The 17,025-nt window shown below is 63.6% G+C and carries 17 protein-coding genes; 9 read left to right on the forward strand and 8 right to left on the reverse strand.

Going from position 1 to position 17,025, the window contains the following annotated elements; all coding sequences use genetic code 11:
* Positions 1-65: 65 nt before the first annotated feature.
* Positions 66-551 carry a YajQ family cyclic di-GMP-binding protein gene (locus tag HF916_RS45065; protein ID WP_168795058.1) on the forward strand — a complete coding sequence of 162 codons (486 nt, stop codon included), beginning with the start codon at positions 66-68 and terminating at the stop codon, positions 549-551.
* 203 nt (positions 552-754) lie between these two features.
* Here HF916_RS45065 and plsY read toward each other — a convergent pair whose 3' ends face one another.
* Positions 755-1,399 (reverse strand): glycerol-3-phosphate 1-O-acyltransferase PlsY, encoded by a 645-nt coding sequence (plsY, locus tag HF916_RS45070; protein ID WP_168795059.1) that lies wholly within the window; start codon positions 1,397-1,399, stop codon positions 755-757.
* A 125-nt stretch (positions 1,400-1,524) separates the two neighbouring features.
* Entirely contained in the window at positions 1,525-2,016 is a 492-nt protein-coding gene (ybaK, locus tag HF916_RS45075) for a Cys-tRNA(Pro) deacylase (protein WP_168795060.1), read from the reverse strand.
* 140 nt (positions 2,017-2,156) lie between these two features.
* On the opposite strand from ybaK, the gene HF916_RS45080 reads away from it, so the two are divergent.
* Positions 2,157-3,719, forward strand: coding sequence for a class I adenylate-forming enzyme family protein (locus HF916_RS45080; protein ID WP_168795061.1), 1,563 nt, complete (start codon positions 2,157-2,159; stop codon positions 3,717-3,719).
* An 18-nt stretch (positions 3,720-3,737) separates the two neighbouring features.
* On the opposite strand, the gene xerD is transcribed toward HF916_RS45080, so the two are convergent.
* From xerD to queG, 3 genes are all read right to left on the reverse strand, one after another.
* Positions 3,738-4,673 (reverse strand): site-specific tyrosine recombinase XerD, encoded by a 936-nt coding sequence (gene xerD, locus HF916_RS45085; protein WP_168795062.1) that lies wholly within the window; start codon positions 4,671-4,673, stop codon positions 3,738-3,740.
* On the reverse strand, positions 4,670-5,140 hold the full coding sequence (locus tag HF916_RS45090; RefSeq protein WP_168795063.1) for a methylated-DNA--[protein]-cysteine S-methyltransferase: 471 nt from the start codon (positions 5,138-5,140) through the stop codon (positions 4,670-4,672). The genes xerD and HF916_RS45090 overlap by 4 nt, the downstream gene beginning before the upstream one ends.
* A gap of 94 nt (positions 5,141-5,234) precedes the next feature.
* Positions 5,235-6,473 (reverse strand): tRNA epoxyqueuosine(34) reductase QueG, encoded by a 1,239-nt coding sequence (gene queG / locus HF916_RS45095; RefSeq protein ID WP_168795064.1) that lies wholly within the window; start codon positions 6,471-6,473, stop codon positions 5,235-5,237.
* 17 nt (positions 6,474-6,490) lie between these two features.
* Here queG and tsaE point away from each other — a divergent pair, with 17 nt between their 5' ends.
* Positions 6,491-7,075: a tRNA (adenosine(37)-N6)-threonylcarbamoyltransferase complex ATPase subunit type 1 TsaE gene (gene tsaE / locus HF916_RS45100; RefSeq protein ID WP_168795065.1), complete on the forward strand. Its 585-nt coding sequence runs from the start codon at positions 6,491-6,493 to the stop codon at positions 7,073-7,075.
* Complete coding sequence (locus HF916_RS45105) at positions 7,057-8,637, forward strand: N-acetylmuramoyl-L-alanine amidase (RefSeq protein WP_168795066.1); 1,581 nt, start codon at positions 7,057-7,059, stop codon at positions 8,635-8,637. Before tsaE ends, HF916_RS45105 begins: the two co-directional genes overlap by 19 nt.
* An 86-nt stretch (positions 8,638-8,723) precedes the next feature.
* On the opposite strand, the gene HF916_RS45110 is transcribed toward HF916_RS45105, so the two are convergent.
* Positions 8,724-9,605 carry an EamA family transporter gene (locus HF916_RS45110; protein WP_168795067.1) on the reverse strand — a complete coding sequence of 294 codons (882 nt, stop codon included), beginning with the start codon at positions 9,603-9,605 and terminating at the stop codon, positions 8,724-8,726.
* Between the two features lie 180 nt (positions 9,606-9,785).
* Between HF916_RS45110 and HF916_RS45115 the strand changes: the two genes are divergently transcribed.
* Complete coding sequence (locus tag HF916_RS45115; RefSeq protein ID WP_168795068.1) at positions 9,786-10,661, forward strand: pirin family protein; 876 nt, start codon at positions 9,786-9,788, stop codon at positions 10,659-10,661.
* A 106-nt stretch (positions 10,662-10,767) separates the two neighbouring features.
* On the forward strand, positions 10,768-11,616 hold the full coding sequence (trxA, locus tag HF916_RS45120) for a thioredoxin (protein ID WP_168795069.1): 849 nt from the start codon (positions 10,768-10,770) through the stop codon (positions 11,614-11,616).
* Positions 11,617-11,699: 83 nt separating this feature from the next.
* Here the strand turns inward: trxA and tcdA are convergent, their stop codons facing one another.
* On the reverse strand, positions 11,700-12,557 hold the full coding sequence (gene tcdA / locus HF916_RS45125) for a tRNA cyclic N6-threonylcarbamoyladenosine(37) synthase TcdA (RefSeq protein ID WP_168795070.1): 858 nt from the start codon (positions 12,555-12,557) through the stop codon (positions 11,700-11,702).
* Positions 12,558-12,786: 229 nt separating this feature from the next.
* On the opposite strand from tcdA, the gene pdxH reads away from it, so the two are divergent.
* The 3 genes from pdxH (at position 12,787) to HF916_RS45140 (ending at position 16,291) form a co-directional block, all read left to right on the forward strand.
* Positions 12,787-13,428, forward strand: a complete 642-nt coding sequence (gene pdxH, locus HF916_RS45130; RefSeq protein ID WP_134457953.1) for a pyridoxamine 5'-phosphate oxidase — start codon at positions 12,787-12,789, stop codon at positions 13,426-13,428.
* A gap of 142 nt (positions 13,429-13,570) precedes the next feature.
* Positions 13,571-14,785 carry an SAM-dependent methyltransferase gene (locus HF916_RS45135; protein ID WP_168795071.1) on the forward strand — a complete coding sequence of 405 codons (1,215 nt, stop codon included), beginning with the start codon at positions 13,571-13,573 and terminating at the stop codon, positions 14,783-14,785.
* A 72-nt stretch (positions 14,786-14,857) separates the two neighbouring features.
* The gene (locus HF916_RS45140; protein WP_168795072.1) at positions 14,858-16,291 is read left to right on the forward strand and encodes a DUF72 domain-containing protein; all 1,434 of its coding nucleotides are present in this window, start codon (positions 14,858-14,860) and stop codon (positions 16,289-16,291) included.
* A gap of 27 nt (positions 16,292-16,318) precedes the next feature.
* Here the strand turns inward: HF916_RS45140 and msrA are convergent, their stop codons facing one another.
* Positions 16,319-16,867 carry a peptide-methionine (S)-S-oxide reductase MsrA gene (gene msrA / locus HF916_RS45145; protein WP_168795073.1) on the reverse strand — a complete coding sequence of 183 codons (549 nt, stop codon included), beginning with the start codon at positions 16,865-16,867 and terminating at the stop codon, positions 16,319-16,321.
* Between the last annotated feature and the right edge of the window lie 158 nt (positions 16,868-17,025).

Genomic DNA, 17,025 nt, shown 5'->3' on the forward strand with positions numbered 1-17,025 from the left:
TAGCGAGTGCCCCGTGAGCAGCCGCCCGGTTGCGTCACGCACCGCAGCACTATTGGGAGAAAAAAATGCCATCGTTTGACGTCGTCTGCGAAGCGAACATGATCGAAGTCAAGAACGCGATCGAGCAGTCCAACAAGGAAATTTCAACGCGCTTCGACTTCAAAGGGTCGGACGCGCGCGTGGAACACAAGGAAAACGAAATCACGGCCTACGCGGACGATGACTTTAAACTCGGCCAGGTGACAGACGTGCTGCTGTCGAAAATGGCGAAGCGCAACGTGGACGTGCGTTTCCTCGACTACGGCAAGACCGAGAAGATCGGCGGCGACAAGGTCAAGCAGGTCATCAAGATCAAGAAGGGTGTGTCGGGCGATCTATCGAAGAAAATCGTGCGCCTCGTGAAGGACAGCAAGATCAAGGTCCAGGCGAGCATTCAGGGCGACGCGGTACGCATCACCGGCGGCAAGCGCGACGATCTGCAAAGCGTGATCGCCGTGCTGCGCAAGGACGTGACCGACACGCCGCTCGACTTCAACAACTTCCGCGACTGATCGCCTGGGGCGCGAGTGCGCGCCCGGCTAAAGCGTTCGCGCGATGCAGTTCGGCGGTTTGCGCGGGCCGGCAAACGCGCGGCGCCGCGCAAAGTCGGTGCACTGGGCACGGCGGATTGCATAGCGCGCCGCCTGGCCAGGTAGAGCACAGCCAAGCCAAGCACGAACGCACGAACGCAATCAACGCGTCTACGCGTCAACCATCAAAGATCACTACCCCCCGCCGGCTTCGCCGCCGCATCCGCCTTCTTCTTATGCCCGATGCGGCTCTCCTGCCCGCGCATCAGCTTGGCGATATTGCCGCGATGGCGCCACACCAGCAGCGAACTCATCACGACGATCGCCAGCGCGATGACGTGCGGCCCGAACAGAAAACCGTCGAAGATCGGCGCGAACACCGCAGCAGCCAATGCCGCCAGCGACGAATAGCGCGTGAAAAACGCCACGATCAGCCACGTCAGCAAGGTCGCAACGCCAAGAATCGGGTTGATCGCGAGCAGCACGCCGGCCGCGGTCGCCACGCCCTTGCCGCCCTTGAACCGGAAAAAGACCGGATACAGGTGACCAAGAAACACGGCCACCGACGCAATCGCCACCGCCGTCTCGTCGAGCCCGTAGCGCGCGCCGTAGTGCACGACGAACCACACCGGCAGCCAGCCCTTGAATGCGTCGCCGATCAGCGTGAGAATCGCGGCCTTCTTGCTGCCGCTGCGTAGCACGTTGGTGGCGCCCGGGTTGCCCGAGCCGTACGAGCGCGGGTCGTCGAGGCCCATCGCGGCGCTCACGATCACGGCGAACGACACCGAACCGATCAGGTAGGCAACGACAGCAACGATCAGGTTTTGCATCTGGGACTCTTATAAGGATCGGCGGTCTGAAACTCGATACCCCAACCGCAACAGGGCGCGCAACTCGGAACAAGGCGGCGCACATTCTACCGAACCCGCGCGCCCGCAAAACATTCAGGCAAACGTCAATCGACGCTGGCGCACTGCACCGCCTTCGCCGCCAGCAATTCCGTCAGCACCTTGGGATCGATGCTCACCAGAAAACCGCGCCGGCCGCCGTTCAGCCAGATCTTGTCCGTCTCGAGAATGCTCGACTCGACGTACACCGGCATCGGCTTCTTCGTGCCGAACGGCGAGGTGCCGCCGATCAGGTAGCCGGAATGCCGGTTCGCCACCTCGGGCTTGCACGGCTCGACACGCTTCGCGCCGATTTGCCGCGCGAGGTTCTTGGTGCTGACGGTGCGGTCGCCGTGCATCAGTACGATCAGCGGCTTGGCGTGCTCGTCTTCCATCACCAGCGTCTTCACGACGTGATGTTCGTCCACACCGAGCTGGCGCGCCGATTCCCCGGTGCCGCCGTGCTCGACATAATCATAAGGATGTTCGCCGAAAGCGATGCCATGGCGGCGCAGAAACTGCGTGGCCGGCGTTTCGGAGACGTGTCTGGATTTGCTCATCGGCGCATTGTAATGGCGACTTTGCACAACGGCTATTTGCCGAATGGTCAATTGTGCGCGTCGGGCGATTGTGGCACGATCGTTCGAAAATCTTCCGGCGCACTGCATGCCGAGCACCGAATCGTTTTTAGGAGACAGCGTTGAGCTTCGATTCGCCTACCCGTTCCACCATCGACATTCCCGCGCTGCTGGCGGCCCTGCCCGCACGCATCGCCGACATTCCGGCGCTGGCCGCCGCGCGCGATCCACAGCACATCGCCTTGATCGAGGACGCGCGCCGCCTGACCAGCGCGCAACTGCTGGAGGCCGTCGACGCCGCCACCGCGCTGCTGCGCGAATGGGGCGTGCGCGGCGGCGATCGCGTGATGATCGTCGCGGAGAACAGCATCGTGCAGATCGTACTGCTGTTCGCGACCGCCCGACTCGACGCGTGGGCGCTGGTCTCCAACGCGCGCCTGTCCGCGGCTGAACTCGACTCGATCCGTGCGCACGCGCAGCCTCGCGTGGTCGCCTACGCCACGGAAAGCTCGGCCGACGCCAAGCGGCACGCAGAGCGCCATCACGCCGCCAAGGCACCCACCATCACGCCGGACATCGGCGCCTGGTCGTACACGGTGGACAGCGCGGCCGTCGCCGAGCCGGTCGAAGCCGCAAGCGACCGCCAGTGCGCCGCGTTGATTTACACCACGGGCACCACCGGCGCGCCAAAGGGCGTGATGCTGTCGCATCGCAATCTGCTGTTCATCGCCGCGATTTCGAGCCGGTTGCGCAAAGTCGGCCCGGACGATGTCGTCTATGCCGTGCTGCCGATCTCGCACGTGTACGGTTTCGCGTCCGTCTGTCTGGGCAGTCTGCATGCGGGTGCGACCTTGCGGCTCGTGCCGCGCTTCGCGCCGGAAGCCGTGCGCCGCGCGCTCGCCGAGGAACGCGTGTCGATTTTCCAGGGCGTGCCGGCCATGCACGCCAAACTGCTCGAACATCTGCAGACGCACGGCCACTCGTGGTCCGCGCCGCAATTGCGCTTCGCCTATTCGGGCGGCTCGCCGCTCGACGCCGCCTTGAAAGCGCAGGTGGAAAGCGTCTACGGTCTGCCGTTGCATAACGGTTACGGCATGACCGAGAGCAGCCCGACCGTGTCGCACACCATGCTCGATGCGCCGCGCAGCGATTGTTCCGTCGGCGAGGTCATTCCCGGTGTCGATGTGCGTTTCGTCGGACTCGACGGCATCGACGCCGCAAAGGGCGACATCGGCGAACTATGGGTGCGCGGCCCCAACGTGATGCTCGGCTACTATCGCAGCCCGGAGCAAACACGTAAGGTCGTGACCGAAGACGGCTGGCTCAAAACCGGCGACCTCGCGCGGCAGGACGCGGACGGCGTGTTGCATATCGTCGGGCGCAGCAAGGAACTGATCATCCGCTCGGGTTTCAACGTGTATCCGGCCGAAGTCGAACATGCGTTGAATGCGCATCCGCAAGTCGTGCAGTCGGCGGTGATCGGACGCGCGGTGGAGGGTAACGAGGAAGTGGTCGCGTTCGTCGAGTTGCTTGCGGGCGCGACGGTGACGCCCGCCGAATTGATCGACTGGTGCGGCGAGCGTCTGGCGCCGTACAAGCGACCGGCCGAAGTCAAAGTGCTCGCCGCGCTGCCTGCGGCATCGACGGGCAAGATTCTCAAGCACCGGCTGCGCGAGTTTCTCTGAACGAAGCGCAAGCTCGCATCAGCCTCGCGGATGATGCTGCGCATGCAGCGATTTCAACCGTTCGCGCGCCACGTGCGTGTAGATCTGCGTAGTCGAAATATCCGTGTGGCCGAGCAGCATTTGCACGACACGCAGGTCGGCGCCGTGATTGAGCAGATGCGTCGCGAACGCATGCCGCAAGGTATGCGGCGAGAGCGGCGCATGCACGCCGGCCGCCGCCGCGTGACGCTTGATGATGTTCCAGAACTGCTGGCGCGTCATGCCCTCGGCGCGGCTCGTCACGAACAGCGCGTCGGTCGCGCGCGCGCCGAGCAACGCGGGCCGCGCCTCGCGCAGATAGCGCTCGATCCAGCTATGCGCTTCCTCGCCAAACGGAATCAGCCGCTCCTTCGAGCCCTTGCCCATGACGCGCACCACGCCTTCGTTCAGGCCGACTTCCACCGTCTTCAACGTGACGAGTTCAGTCACGCGCAAACCGCTCGCGTACATCAACTCCAGCATCGTGCGATCGCGCAAACCCAAAGGCGTATCGACGTCGGGCGCACCGAGCAGCGCTTCGACTTGCGCTTCGCTGAGCGTCGAGGGAAAACGCGGCGGCTGTTTCGCCGAACGAATGCGCACCGTCGGATCGACCTTCGCGCGATGCTCGCGCACCGCCCAGCCGTAGTAGCGGCGAAACACGGAAAGCCGGCGGTTCGCCGAAGTCGATTTGTCTTTTTGCCGCGCCGCGCTATACGCGCTCAGATCGGCTTCGCTCGCGGTGTCGAGCGAGGCGTTGCGGCTCTGCGCCAGCCATTCGCAAAAGAGACGCAGATCGCGGCGGTAGGCATCGAGCGTGTTGCGCGACAGTCCGTGTTCGAGCCACAGCGCGTCGCAGAATGCATCGATCGACGCCGAGCTGGCGGCGAACAGAGGTGACGCGGCTGCCGCGTCGTCGATCAACGTATCGCTCATGCGTAGGGAATGCCTTCATGCGCCAGCAACCAGCGCTTGATGTTGCGGAAGAAACCCTCTTCGGCGTGATTCGCGAAGCCGCCGATGCCGCTCGAACTCACCACCCGATGACAGGGAATCACAATCGGAAAATAATTGGCGCCGCACGCCTGACCGACCGCGCGCGGCGCGCTGCCAAGTTGCCTCGCCAGTTGACCATAGGTCAGCACGACGCCCGGCGGAATGTCGCTGATGGCCTGCCAGACACGCTTCTGAAATACGGTGCCGACCGAGGCCAGCGGCAACTCGAACTTCGCCGAAGCGCGCTCGAAATATCGCTCGATCTGCTCGGCTGCCTGTCTCGCCAAAGGCGTGTCGGGCGCGACGCTTTGGATCGAATCCGGCAGATAGACGATCTCGCGCACGGCCTCGCCTTCGAGGCGGATGCCGACCTTGCCGAACGGCGCATCGATCACTGCGTTGAACATGATTGCCCACTCCTCACTGGCGCGGCGCTACGGCTGGCAGAGCAGCGTACCTGCATGGGGTGCAGGCGCTCCAAACACGCAACGCACCGCTACTTTACGCCGCTTCCAAAGCCCATTCCACATGCTCGCGCACGACAGCGGAAGCATCATCGACACGCATTTTCAGCGCCTCTACGATCGCCTCGCGCGCCGGCCCGCTCAAACTGTCCGACGACGCACGCAGCGCGTTGCCCATGCCCACCGCGAGATTGCGCAACCAGCTCTCGTAGCCGATGCGGCGAATCGCGCTGCCCTGCATGCGCGTATCGAACTCGTCCGCGCTCCACGCGAACAACTCGACCAACGACGCGCGATCGAGCCCATGCCGCACGTCGAAGTCCGCGACCGGCGCGGCCTGCGCGAATTTGTTCCATGGACACACGAGTTGACAATCGTCACAGCCATACACACGATTACCAATCAGCGGCCGCAACTCCAGGGGAATACTGCCCCTCAATTCGATCGTGAGATAGGAAATACACAGGCGCGCATCGACCTTGTAGGGCGCGACGATCGCGCCGGTCGGACAGGCGCCGATACAGCGCGTGCAACTTCCGCAATGCGAGCCCGGCGTTTCAGGCGCGAGTTCAGGCACGGTCTCGGCGTCGGTCGGCAACGGCACATCGACATAGATTTCGCCGAGGAAAAACAGCGAACCCGCGTCACGTTGCAGCAGCAGCGTATGCTTGCCGCGCCAGCCGATGCCGGCCTTCTGCGCAAGTTCTACTTCCAGCACCGGCGCCGAATCGGTAAATACGCGGTAGCCGAACGCGCCGATCTCAGCTTCGATTTTCTCGGCCAGATGTTGCAAACGGTTACGCATCACCTTGTGATAATCGCGGCCGCGCGCATAGATCGACACGACCGCCGCCGACGGGTCCGCGAGCCGCGCATGCTCGGCTGCGCGCCAGTCCTGCGTGAGTGGGCCGTCCTGCAAAGCGCTTTCGTGCGCCTTTCCGCTCAACGTCTGAACGGGCAAATAAGCGATGCGCGCCGTAATCACACGTCGCGTGCCGGCCACAAGCTCGGCGGGCCGCGCGCGTTTCATGCCGTGTTTCGCCATATAATCCATCTCGCCGTGGCAACCCGCTTCCAGCCAGGCTGCAAGCGGCGCTTCGGCGGCGGAAAGATCGGTGTCGCTAATGCCGACCGCTCCGAAACCCAGTTCACGGCCCCACGTTTTGATGTTTAGCGCGAGCGCATTCAGCGCCGCTTCATCGAAATGACGTTCGGCACGCGCATCGTCGTTAGACGCAGGCGGGCAGGAAACAGGGGACTCCGGACTTCGGTTCATCACGCCATTTTACGAGAATGCCTGTCAATCCCGATCTCGCGATCCAACCGCCCGCCAACGTCCTGCTCGAACGCACCTTCGCGCTCGCGGACGAAGCCGCCACGCTAGCGTTCGGCGAGCGCTTCGCGCAGGCAATCGAAAGCGTGCGCGAAGCCGCGCAACAGGCGCCCGGCGCGGACGGCGACAAGGCGTTCTACGGACTGCAAGTCCAACTCGTCGGCGATCTCGGCGCCGGCAAAACCACCCTCGTGCGCGCGACCTTACGCGGCCTCGGCCACACCGGCCGCGTGCGCAGCCCCACTTACACACTTGTCGAACCCTACGTGCTCGAACGGCCCGCTGGGGAACTCGCGCTCTATCACTTCGATCTGTATAGATTCACCGATCCGGCCGAATGGGCCGACGCGGGCTTTCGCGAGTACTTCGACAGCGGCGCGATCTGCCTCGTCGAATGGCCGCAGCGCGCAGGACGTCTCTTAGGCGTGCCGGATCTTGTCTTCTCGCTCGACCTCGATAATGACAACGAGAACGAAAGCGACGGCCGTGTCCTCGTCGCACGGGCATACAGCGAATCAGGAAAGGCATGTCTCGAAAGATGTTGATCAAACCGTTCCGCTCGATCGAATCGGCGGCTACCGCGACGCATAACTGGCGGCGCCGGCAGATTCTGCGCGCGGGTGCGTCCACGCTCGTGCTCGGCCTCGTCGCGCCGCGTCTCGCGTGGGCCAGTTCGGTGCTCGGCGTGCGGGTCTGGCCGGCGCGTGACTACACGCGCGTGACGATCGAATCCGATCAGCCGCTGCAGAACGCACAGCAGTTGTTGCAGGGACCGGACCGGCTGGTGGTCGATCTGAGCGGCCTCGATCTGGATCAGGCGTTGAAAGACCTTGTGTCGAAGATCACGCCGAACGATCCGCAGATCTCGTCGGTGCGCGTCGGGCAATATCAGCCACATGTGGTGCGCATGGTGTTCGACCTGAAGGGTTCGGTGAAGCCGCAGGTGTTCACGCTGCCGCCGGTCGGCGCATACAAGTACCGGCTGGTGTTCGACCTGTATCCCGCGGTCGCGCCCGATCCGTTGATGGATCTGCTCGCGCAGACGGAACACAAGCAGCAGACGTTCAACGAAGAGAACGGCGCGCCGCCGCCCGCCACGCTGAGCGGCCCCGGCACCACGCCGCCCACCGCCGACAACAGCGAGGCGTTCTTCGAGCGTTACGCGCAGAACGGCGGGAGCGGGTCCGCGCCGAGCGTGCCGCGTCCGCCGGTGCGTGTCGCGCCGACGCCTGTTCCGCCTATCCTCGGCAAGCCCGCCACGCCTGTTGCGCCAGTGGCGCCGCCCACGGCCATCGCCCGCAACAAGGGCAACAGCGCCAGCACGCTAGGCGCGGACGATGCCGGCAGCGACGATACCTACGCCTTCACCAATCCCAAGTCCGGCAAGAGCAACACGGTGCGTCTGTTGACCGTCGCGATCGATCCGGGCCACGGCGGCGAAGATCCGGGCGCGATCGGCGGCTCGGGCACGTACGAGAAACACGTCGCGCTCGACATCGCGAAGAAGCTGCGCGCGAAGATCGACGCGCAACCGAACATGCGCGCCATGATGACGCGCGACGCCGACTTCTTCGTGCCGCTGAATGTGCGCGTGCAGAAGGCGAGGCGCGTCGGCGCAGACCTGTTCGTGTCGATCCATGCCGATGCGTTCACCACGCCCGACGCCAAGGGCTCGTCGGTGTTCGCGCTGTCCGAGCATGGCGCCACGAGCGCCGCGGCGCGCTGGATGGCGAACAAGGAAAACTCGTCGGATCAGATCGGCGGGATCAACATCAAGTCCGCCGACGCCACCGTGAACCGCGCGCTGTTCGATATGTCCACCACCGCGCAGATTCGCGACTCGATGCGTTATGGCAACTTCGTGCTGAACGAAATTGGCGGCATCAACAAGCTGCACAAGGGCTCGGTCGAGCAGGCAGGGTTCGCGGTGCTGAAGGCGCCGGACATTCCGTCGATCCTCGTGGAGACCGCTTTCATCAGCAACCCGGACGAAGAGCGCCGCCTGAACGACGACGCGTATCGCGAGAAGATGGCCGATGCGATCATGACCGGCATTAAGCGCTATTTCGCGGCGAATCCACCGCTCGCGAAGAACCGCATGACGTGATGCTCACGCATGCAACGCAATGATGCGATGGAAAACGGCCGCTCGAAGCGGCCGTTTTTTCGTCCTCGTTCAGGCCTGCCGGCCGCTCAGCGCGCGGGTGAAAACCACTGCACGACCCTGCCGCCGAATACGTTCACGACCAATCCCGCCATCACCAGCAAAGCGCCCGCAATCTGCGCCTCGGACAATTGCTCGTCGAGAAACAGCGACGCCGACGCGAGACCGACGATCGGCACAAGCAGCGAAAACGGCGCGACCTGGCTCGCCGGATAGCGCGACAGCAGACGGCTCCACAACCCGTAGCCGATCAGCGTGGCGATGAACGCGAGATACACGATGGCGAAGATCGACGTCGCGCTGATGCCGGACAGCGCCGCGGCGATCCGCTGCGGACCCTCGAACGCGTACGACAGCGCAAAAAACGGCAGCGGTGGAATCAGGCTGCCCCACACCACCAGCGCGACGAGATCGACCTGGCCGACCTTCTTCGTGACGATGTTGCCGAGCGCCCACGAACACGCGGCGCACAAGGTGAGGACAAAGCCGGCCAGCGTCATGGCGTGGCCGCCTTGCACGCCGATCACGGCGAGGCCGCCCGCCGCGATCAGTAAACCCACGACATTCGGCAAGCGGAACCGTTCATGCAAGAAGATCGCGGCGAAAATCAGCGTGAAAAACGCCTGTGCCTGCAACACCAGCGAGGCGAGCCCGGCCGGCATGCCGACGTACATGGCCGAGAACAGGAACGCGAACTGGCCGAACGAAATCGTCGCGCCGTACGCAATCAGCCAGCGCCACGGCAAGTTGGGCCGTTTGATGAAAAACGCCGCCGGCACGGCGGCGAGCGCGAACCGCAGCGCGCCGAGCAGCATGGGCGGCACGCCATGCAGACCGACCTTGATCACGACGAAGTTAACGCCCCACACCAGAACCACGAGCATCGCCAGCAGCAAATCCCTCGGCGACATCCCAGTCTCCAATTGATTGTTCGATCCGGCAGTTTAGCGGAGCCGGCGCCGCTTGGCGCCGCCCCGCGCTACGGATTCCCGGAGCTTCGACGTGTCGCCCAGCCGTCGTCATCGCGCCCTCCGCAGTAGAATCGTCCATTAAGCAAAAATCCCCACCCACCATTCCAACCGAGCCTGCCCATGTCCTCCTCGATCAAAGCAGTCCTCAAACCGCATCTGCGCGACGTCGGCAGCCTGACCGTGCGGCGCGTGCTGCCGGCCATGGCGGCGCGCCTGATCGGTCCGTTCATTTTCTTCGACCACATGGGCCCGGCCACCCTCGAACCCGGCGTGGGCCTCGACGTGCGGCCGCATCCGCACATCGGCTTGGCCACGGTGACCTATCTGTTCGAAGGCGCGATCATGCATCGCGACAGCCTCGGCTCGGCGCAGAAAATCGTCCCCGGCGACGTCAACTGGATGACGGCCGGGCGCGGCATCGTCCACTCCGAGCGCACGCCGGACGAGGACCGCGCGAGCGGCCAGACTATGCACGGCATTCAGACGTGGGTCGCGCTGCCGCTCGACGACGAAGAGATCGAGCCGTCGTTCGCGCATCACGCCGCTGACACGCTGCCGGTGGTCGAGCGCAACGGCGTCACGCTGCGGGTGATCGCGGGCACGGCGTTCGGCGAAACCTCGCCGGTCGCGACCTTCTCCGGCACGCTGTATGTCGCCGGCGAATTCGCGCCGGGCGGCGCCTTCGCGCTCGAACCGGAACACGAGGAACGCGGCGTCTATCTCGTCGACGGCGATCTGGAGATCGACGGCACGTCGCTCGAAGTCGGCCAGATGGCGGTGCTCGCGCTCGACGAAACGGTGACGCTGGCGAGCACTCACGGCGCGCGCGTCATGCTGCTCGGCGGCGAAAAGCTGGATGGCGAGCGCTTCATCGAATGGAATTTCGTCGCCAGTTCGCGCGAGAAAATCGAAGCCGCGAAGCTGGCGTGGACTCATCAGGAAATGGGCAAGGTGCCGGGCGAAACCGAATGGATTCCGCTGCCCGAGCGCAAGTAAGCCACGCAGGTAAGCCACGCAAATAAGCGCAAGCAGTTCGGGCAGCATTGAATCCCCGGTGTTCGGCCCCAAATAATCAACAGACCGTTTTATCGACGAGGACGCAATGGACACCACTCTGGCCACTTTCGAACAGGACGTCATCACGGCGTCGACACTGGCCCCCGTGCTGGTCGATTTCTGGGCGCCCTGGTGCGGCCCGTGCAAGACCCTTGGCCCGATGCTGGAGAAGCTCGAAGCCGAAGCCGCCGGCAAATGGAAGCTCGTGAAGGTGAACGTAGACGAGAACCAGGAACTGGCCGCGCACTTCCAGGTGCGCAGCATTCCGCACGTCATGGCCTTTGCCGACGGACGGCCGGTCGATCAGTTTGTCGGCGTGCTGCCTGAAGGTCAGTTGCGCGAGTTTATCGAGCGGCTCGTGCCGCAAGGCGCGGACGCCTCGCGTGTCGAGGCGCACACCGCACTGGCCGAAGGCCGCCGCGAAGATGCCTACGACGCGCTGCAAGCCGCCCTCGCCTACGACCCGGGTTTCGACGAAGCGCGCATGGACCGCATTGAAATGCTGCTCGAAGACAATCGTCTCGACGAAGCGCGCAACGAAGTCGAACTGCTGTCGCCGAAAACGACGCAAGGTATCGACGCACGCTTCAACGCGATCAAGACGCGCCTCGACGCCGTGGACGCCGCCGCGGATCTGCCGCCCACTGATGCGCTGGAGGCGAAGGTCGCGACCGATCCGGCCGATCTCGAAGCGCGTTTCGATCTGGCTAGCGCGTTTATCGCTCGCCACAAATACGCGGAAGCGCTCGAACAATTGCTGGCGATCGTGCAACGCGACCGCACGTTCCGCGACGATATCGGCCGTAAGACGATGCTGTCGGTGTTCGATCTGGCCGCGCATCAGCCGGAGCTGGTGTCGCAATGGCGGCGCAAGCTGAGCGCTTCGTTGTTCTGATCTGATTGGCTCAATCGGTATTCAGGCGCGGCGCCCCAGCCGCGCCTGAATGCGCCGCGGCATCCACCGCGGCTTAAATCACCTCAAGCCGTCGCCTGCTTCGCCAACGCCCGCAACACATGCGCGGCCGCGGCAAAACCGAAGCTCGCCGTCACGCACACGCTCGAACCAAATCCCGCACAGTTCAAACCGACCGGCCCGGTGTGGCCCGGCGACGTGGTGACGTGCTCAGCTTCCTCGTCGATATCGCAGACGGCGGCTTCCGGGTAGATCAACGGTTCGTCGGAATACACCGCGCTCACCTTGAACTTCGCCTTCGGGGCACGCGGAAAACCGTGTTGCTTGCGCAGCTGTCCGCGCACTTTCGATAGCAACGGATCCTGGATCGTCAGCGCGAGATCGTCGATGCGAATGCGCGTCGGGTCGAGCTGACCACCCGCGCCGCCGACCGTGATCAACGGCTGCTTCTTCTCCACGCACCATGCGATCAACGCGGTCTTGGTGCGCACGCTGTCGATCGCATCGATCACGTAATCAAAGCCGCCGCCGAGCGTCGCGTCGAAGTTATCCGGCTCGACGAAGTCCTCGATCAGGCGCACGTCGCAAAACGGATTGATCGCCGCGATGCGTTCGGCCATGGCTTCGACCTTCGGTTTTCCGTAGTTGCCGTCGAGCGCGTGGATCTGCCGGTTAGTGTTGCTCTCGGCGACATTGTCGAGATCGATCAGCGTCAGCGTGCCGACCGCGCTGCGCGCCAGCGCCTCGGCCACCCACGACCCCACTCCGCCGATGCCGATCACCGCGACGTGCGCGCCTTCGAAAGCGGCGAGCGCCGGCGCGCCGTACAAACGGGCGATGCCGCCGAAGCGCCGCGCGCGGTCGGCCATTTCATTCCCGTCGGGGCTGGTAGTAAGATCGGTTTGCGGGGTGGTGCTGGACATGATGGCAGGGCTCGGTGGTCAGGCAAAAACACGACGTGGCGACGCAAAGGCGTACGCAACCCCGTATTTTGCCTGAACGCGTCGAATTGCATCGCCGCGAAAAGCGCAGCACCGTGGGCCACACGCGCGCCGGCAGGCATGAATACACCGCGCCAGACCTTGACGTGGTTGCGGGCAAAAAACCAGCGGCTTAGCTATACTGATTGAACTGTAGCGTTCGCATAAGAACATGACCTCACTTGCCGAACTTCGAAAAAACTATTCGCTAGGTTCTTTGGACGTTGCCGATATCGACCGCAACCCGTTTCGTCAATTCGATACGTGGTTTCAACAAGCGGTCGACGCCAAACTGCCCGAACCGAATACCATGACGCTGGCCACGGTCGACTCGCGCGGCCGGCCGTCGGCGCGCATCGTCCTGATCAAGGGCGTCGACGAGCGTGGCTTCGTGTTCTTCACCAATTATGAAAGCCGTAAAGGCCGCGAACTGGCCGCTAATCCTTACGCCAGCTTGCTGTTCTACTGGATCGAACTGGAACGCCAGGTGCGCGTGGAAGGCCGCATCGTCAAAACCAGCGCGGAAGAAAGCGACGCGTATTTCGCGTCGCGCCCGCTCGGTTCACGCATCGGTGCGTGGGCATCGAATCAGAGTCAGCTAATTGAAAGCCGTTCGCAGCTCGAAACACGCGAACGCGAAATCAGCTTGCAATACGGCGACCAGCCACCGCGTCCACCGCACTGGGGCGGTTATCGTTTGGTGCCCGAAGCAATCGAATTCTGGCAGGGCCGGCCGTCACGTCTGCACGATCGCTTGCTCTACACGCGTTCAGGCGAACACAGCGACTGGCAGATCTCCCGCCTATCGCCTTGATACGGAATACAACGCCGCCACCGCGTTGCCAACGCAGCAGCGCGCGGCGCGCCGGATGGCATCTCGCGGCATGGGAGTCGCGCCGCATTGAGTTGCGATCCACACAGGCTTTGCTTTAATTCAACGGACACGGAGAGATCACATGTTCTGGGAGAAGAAGCTGGCGCAGTGGGTGGAAGAAGTAAAAACCAGGGCTAACGTTCCTGCACGCCTCGTGCTGTGGGACGGTCAGCAACATGACTTCGGGCAGTTCGCCGCGCCTCAGGTCACGCTACATGTCAAAAGCGCCACGGCGCTGCCCTATCTGCTCGAACCGAGCCTCGACAATCTCGGCGAGGCGTACGTGAAGGGCAAGATCGACATCGAAGGCAAGCTGTCGGACATCATCAATATCGGCTACCAGCTGGCGCGCAATACCGTCACCAGCGCGGGCAAGCTGGCGCGCGTGCGGCGCTACTTCAATCATTCCAAAGCGTCGGACAGGAAGGCGATCGAGTATCACTACGACGTCTCAAACGAGTTCTACAAGCTGTGGCTCGACGAGAACATGGTGTACTCGTGCGCGTACTTCGAGAACGGCAACGAGGATCTCGCCACCGCGCAGATCAAGAAGATCGACCACATCCTCACCAAGATCCAGTTGCAACCGGGGCAGCGCCTGCTCGATATCGGCTGCGGCTGGGGCGCGCTCGTCCTGCGCGCGGCGCAGAAGTTCGGCGCGCAGTGTGTGGGCGTGACGCTCTCGCAGAACCAGTTCGACCTCGCCACCGCGCGCGTCAAAGCGGCGGGCCTGGAAGGCCAGATCGAGATTCGTCTACAGGATTACCGCGACGTCGAAGGGCAATTCGATCGCATCACGAGCGTCGGCATGTTCGAGCACGTGGGCCGCAAGAATCTGCCGGGCTACTTCGAGAAGATTCACGATCTGCTGGTCGACGACGGCATCGCCCTGAATCACGGCATTACGTCGAGCGATTCGGACAGCGGCGAGGCCGCGCTCGGCGGCGGCGAATTTATCGACCGCTATGTGTTTCCGGACGGCGAGCTGCCGCATATCAGCCTTGCGCTCGAATCGATGCAGCGCGGTGGCCTCGAAGCGTTTGACGTCGAAAGCCTGCGCCGTCACTATGCGCACACGCTGGACCTTTGGGCGGAAAATTTCGAAGCGCATGCGGAGGAAGCCCGCAAGCTCGTCGACGACGAAAAATTCCGCATCTGGCGCTTGTACCTCGCCGGTTGCGCCTACGCGTTCGAAACCGACGACGTCTCGATCTACCAGGTGGTCTGCCGCAAAGCCGGCCGCAGCGCGAAAACCTTGCCGTGGTCGCGCGGCTTCATGTACGAGAAACCGCTGTGATACGGTTGCGCCGCGGCGCCGTGCATGAGCGGGCGACGTGGCGCAAACCTTTGAACAGCAGGTTGAACACCGATGGACCCAAGCGGGACAAACGAAGTTGAACAGCCGGTCGAGGGCGAATCTGGCGCCGATGGCGAAGCCGTGCAGTTCGATCTGTTCGGGATGCCGGTGGACGCGGCGACGGCGAAGGGCGATGGCGGGGTGAAGTTATCGCACGGGGCGACAGGGACCGCTGACGCAGATGCGGACGCCGCTCAGCAGACAGTGGAGCGGGTGACCTCACCGGCTGATGCAGCCGCCGCACCCGCCGCCGCGACGCAGCCCGAGCGCCGGCGTCAACCGCGCGCGACGAAGACCTCAAGCGCCGGTTCTTTGTGGCAGGAAGACGAAGCGGCAGCGCCAAACGACGCCATCACCGCGCCCGAAGCCAATACCGCACCCGCCCCCGCCGACGCCCCCAAAAAACGCCGCACTCGCGAAATCGTCGCCGCCCCGCCCTCGCCCGAACTCCTTGCGCTTGCAGCGCAACTACCACCGCAAATCCACCTCGGTACCTCGACATGGTCGTTTCCGGGCTGGAACGGCATCGTCTACGGCGACGAGTACAGCAACAGCAAATTGTCACGCGAGGGTCTCACCGCCTACGGTGCGCATCCGCTGCTGAAGACGGTCAGCATCGACCGGTCGTTTTATCAGGCGCTCACGGTCACCGAGTATTTGCGTTACGCGCAGCAAGTGCCCGAGCACTTCCGCTTCATCGTCAAAGCCCCGATGACGATCACCGACGCCACCGTGCGCGCCGAACGCGGCGAGCCGGTCTCGATGAATCCGTGCTTTCTGAACGCGCAAATGGCGATCGACGATTTCGTCACGCCGTGCCTCGAAGGGCTCGGCGCCAAGGCCGGCGCGCTCGTGTTCCAGCTTTCGCCGCTGCCGGATCAGATGCTCGCGCAGCCGGCGGTATTCATCGAACGGCTGGCCGAATTTTTGATGGCCTTGCCGAAGCTGCCGGGCAGCGCCTGCTACGCGATCGAAATCCGTGATGGGAGTCTGCTAACGCCGCGCTTCATCCGCACGCTCAAAACGGCGGGCGTGCGTTATTGCGTCGGGATTCACGCGCGCATGCCTGACCCGCTGCGCCAGTCCGCGGCGCTCGCGTTGCTGGACGGTGAACCGGCCGGGCCGCTGATCGTGCGCTGGAGCCTGCACGGCGGCTTCAAATACGAACAGGCGAAGGCCAAGTACGAACCGTTCAACCAGTTGGTGGATGAAGACCCGGCGACCCGCGCGTCACTCGCCGAACTGGCCGCGCGCTACGCGCTGGCCGGCCAGCCGGTGGTGATCGCGATCAACAATAAAGCGGAAGGCTCGGCGCCGCTTAGCTGTGTGGAGTTGGCGCGGGCGATCATCGAAGCGTATGCACGGCTCGCCCATGAGCATGAGGACGACGACCATGAGCCTCCGTCATCTGAAGAGAACGAGCAGCCACCCGACTCCGACGTTTAGGTAAAGCGCAAATGGCCGCTCGTCCCGTTAGCTCGCCTTGATCCGGTGAGCAAACTTCTGACGAAACTTCGCCACCTTCGGCGCCACCACGACCGAGCAGTACCCCTGATTCGGGTGCTGCGCAAAATAGTTCTGGTGATAGGCCTCGGCCGCCCAGTAATTGCCGTCGAGCGGCAGCACCTGTGTGACGATCTGACCGTCGTAAATGCGTTGTTCACCGATCTCGCGAATTGCCTGCAACGCCGTTTCCCGCTGCGTGTCGGAATGCGTGAAGACCACCGAGCGGTATTGCGTGCCGACGTCGTTGCCCTGCCGGTTCAATTGCGTCGGATCGTGGATCGCGAAGAAGATATCGAGAATCTCGCGATAGCTCATCTTCGCCGGATCGAAGTCGACCTTCACGACTTCGGCATGACCGGTTTCGCCATCGCACACCTGCTCGTAGGTCGGGCGCTGGGTCTTGCCGCCCGCGTAGCCCGACTCCACTGCGTTCACGCCGTCGACGCCCAGGTACACCGCTTCGAGGCACCAGAAACACCCGCCACCGAGGGTGGCGACTTCGCCTGTCTGACTCATGCTGCTCGCTCCTTGAAACTCATAGTCGGCCGATGCCGGTCCACGGTTCGCCGCAACGCTCATGCCACCATCCGAGCTTTCCAGCTTAGCGGCTTTTTCACTCATCGGCTGGGGTCGCGGCCGATCCGCCGCGATTGCAGTTAAAATTGGGGCAAATC

Origin of the sequence: Paraburkholderia aromaticivorans, from assembly GCF_012689525.1 — a bacterium.
In the GTDB taxonomy this organism is placed as follows: Bacteria; Pseudomonadota; Gammaproteobacteria; order Burkholderiales; family Burkholderiaceae; genus Paraburkholderia; species Paraburkholderia aromaticivorans_A.

Coding starts and splice junctions, on each gene's coding strand:
- HF916_RS45065 (WP_168795058.1), top strand. CDS start 66: ATGCCATCGTTTGACGTCGTCTGCGAAGCGAACATGATCGAAGTCAAG.
- plsY (WP_168795059.1), bottom strand. CDS start 1,399: ATGCAAAACCTGATCGTTGCTGTCGTTGCCTACCTGATCGGTTCGGTG.
- ybaK (WP_168795060.1), bottom strand. CDS start 2,016: ATGAGCAAATCCAGACACGTCTCCGAAACGCCGGCCACGCAGTTTCTG.
- xerD (WP_168795062.1), bottom strand. CDS start 4,673: ATGAGCGATACGTTGATCGACGACGCGGCAGCCGCGTCACCTCTGTTC.
- HF916_RS45090 (WP_168795063.1), bottom strand. CDS start 5,140: ATGTTCAACGCAGTGATCGATGCGCCGTTCGGCAAGGTCGGCATCCGC.
- queG (WP_168795064.1), bottom strand. CDS start 6,473: ATGAACCGAAGTCCGGAGTCCCCTGTTTCCTGCCCGCCTGCGTCTAAC.
- tsaE (WP_168795065.1), top strand. CDS start 6,491: ATGCCTGTCAATCCCGATCTCGCGATCCAACCGCCCGCCAACGTCCTG.
- HF916_RS45105 (WP_168795066.1), top strand. CDS start 7,057: ATGTCTCGAAAGATGTTGATCAAACCGTTCCGCTCGATCGAATCGGCG.
- HF916_RS45110 (WP_168795067.1), bottom strand. CDS start 9,605: ATGTCGCCGAGGGATTTGCTGCTGGCGATGCTCGTGGTTCTGGTGTGG.
- HF916_RS45115 (WP_168795068.1), top strand. CDS start 9,786: ATGTCCTCCTCGATCAAAGCAGTCCTCAAACCGCATCTGCGCGACGTC.
- trxA (WP_168795069.1), top strand. CDS start 10,768: ATGGACACCACTCTGGCCACTTTCGAACAGGACGTCATCACGGCGTCG.
- tcdA (WP_168795070.1), bottom strand. CDS start 12,557: ATGTCCAGCACCACCCCGCAAACCGATCTTACTACCAGCCCCGACGGG.
- pdxH (WP_134457953.1), top strand. CDS start 12,787: ATGACCTCACTTGCCGAACTTCGAAAAAACTATTCGCTAGGTTCTTTG.
- HF916_RS45135 (WP_168795071.1), top strand. CDS start 13,571: ATGTTCTGGGAGAAGAAGCTGGCGCAGTGGGTGGAAGAAGTAAAAACC.
- HF916_RS45140 (WP_168795072.1), top strand. CDS start 14,858: ATGGACCCAAGCGGGACAAACGAAGTTGAACAGCCGGTCGAGGGCGAA.
- msrA (WP_168795073.1), bottom strand. CDS start 16,867: ATGAGTCAGACAGGCGAAGTCGCCACCCTCGGTGGCGGGTGTTTCTGG.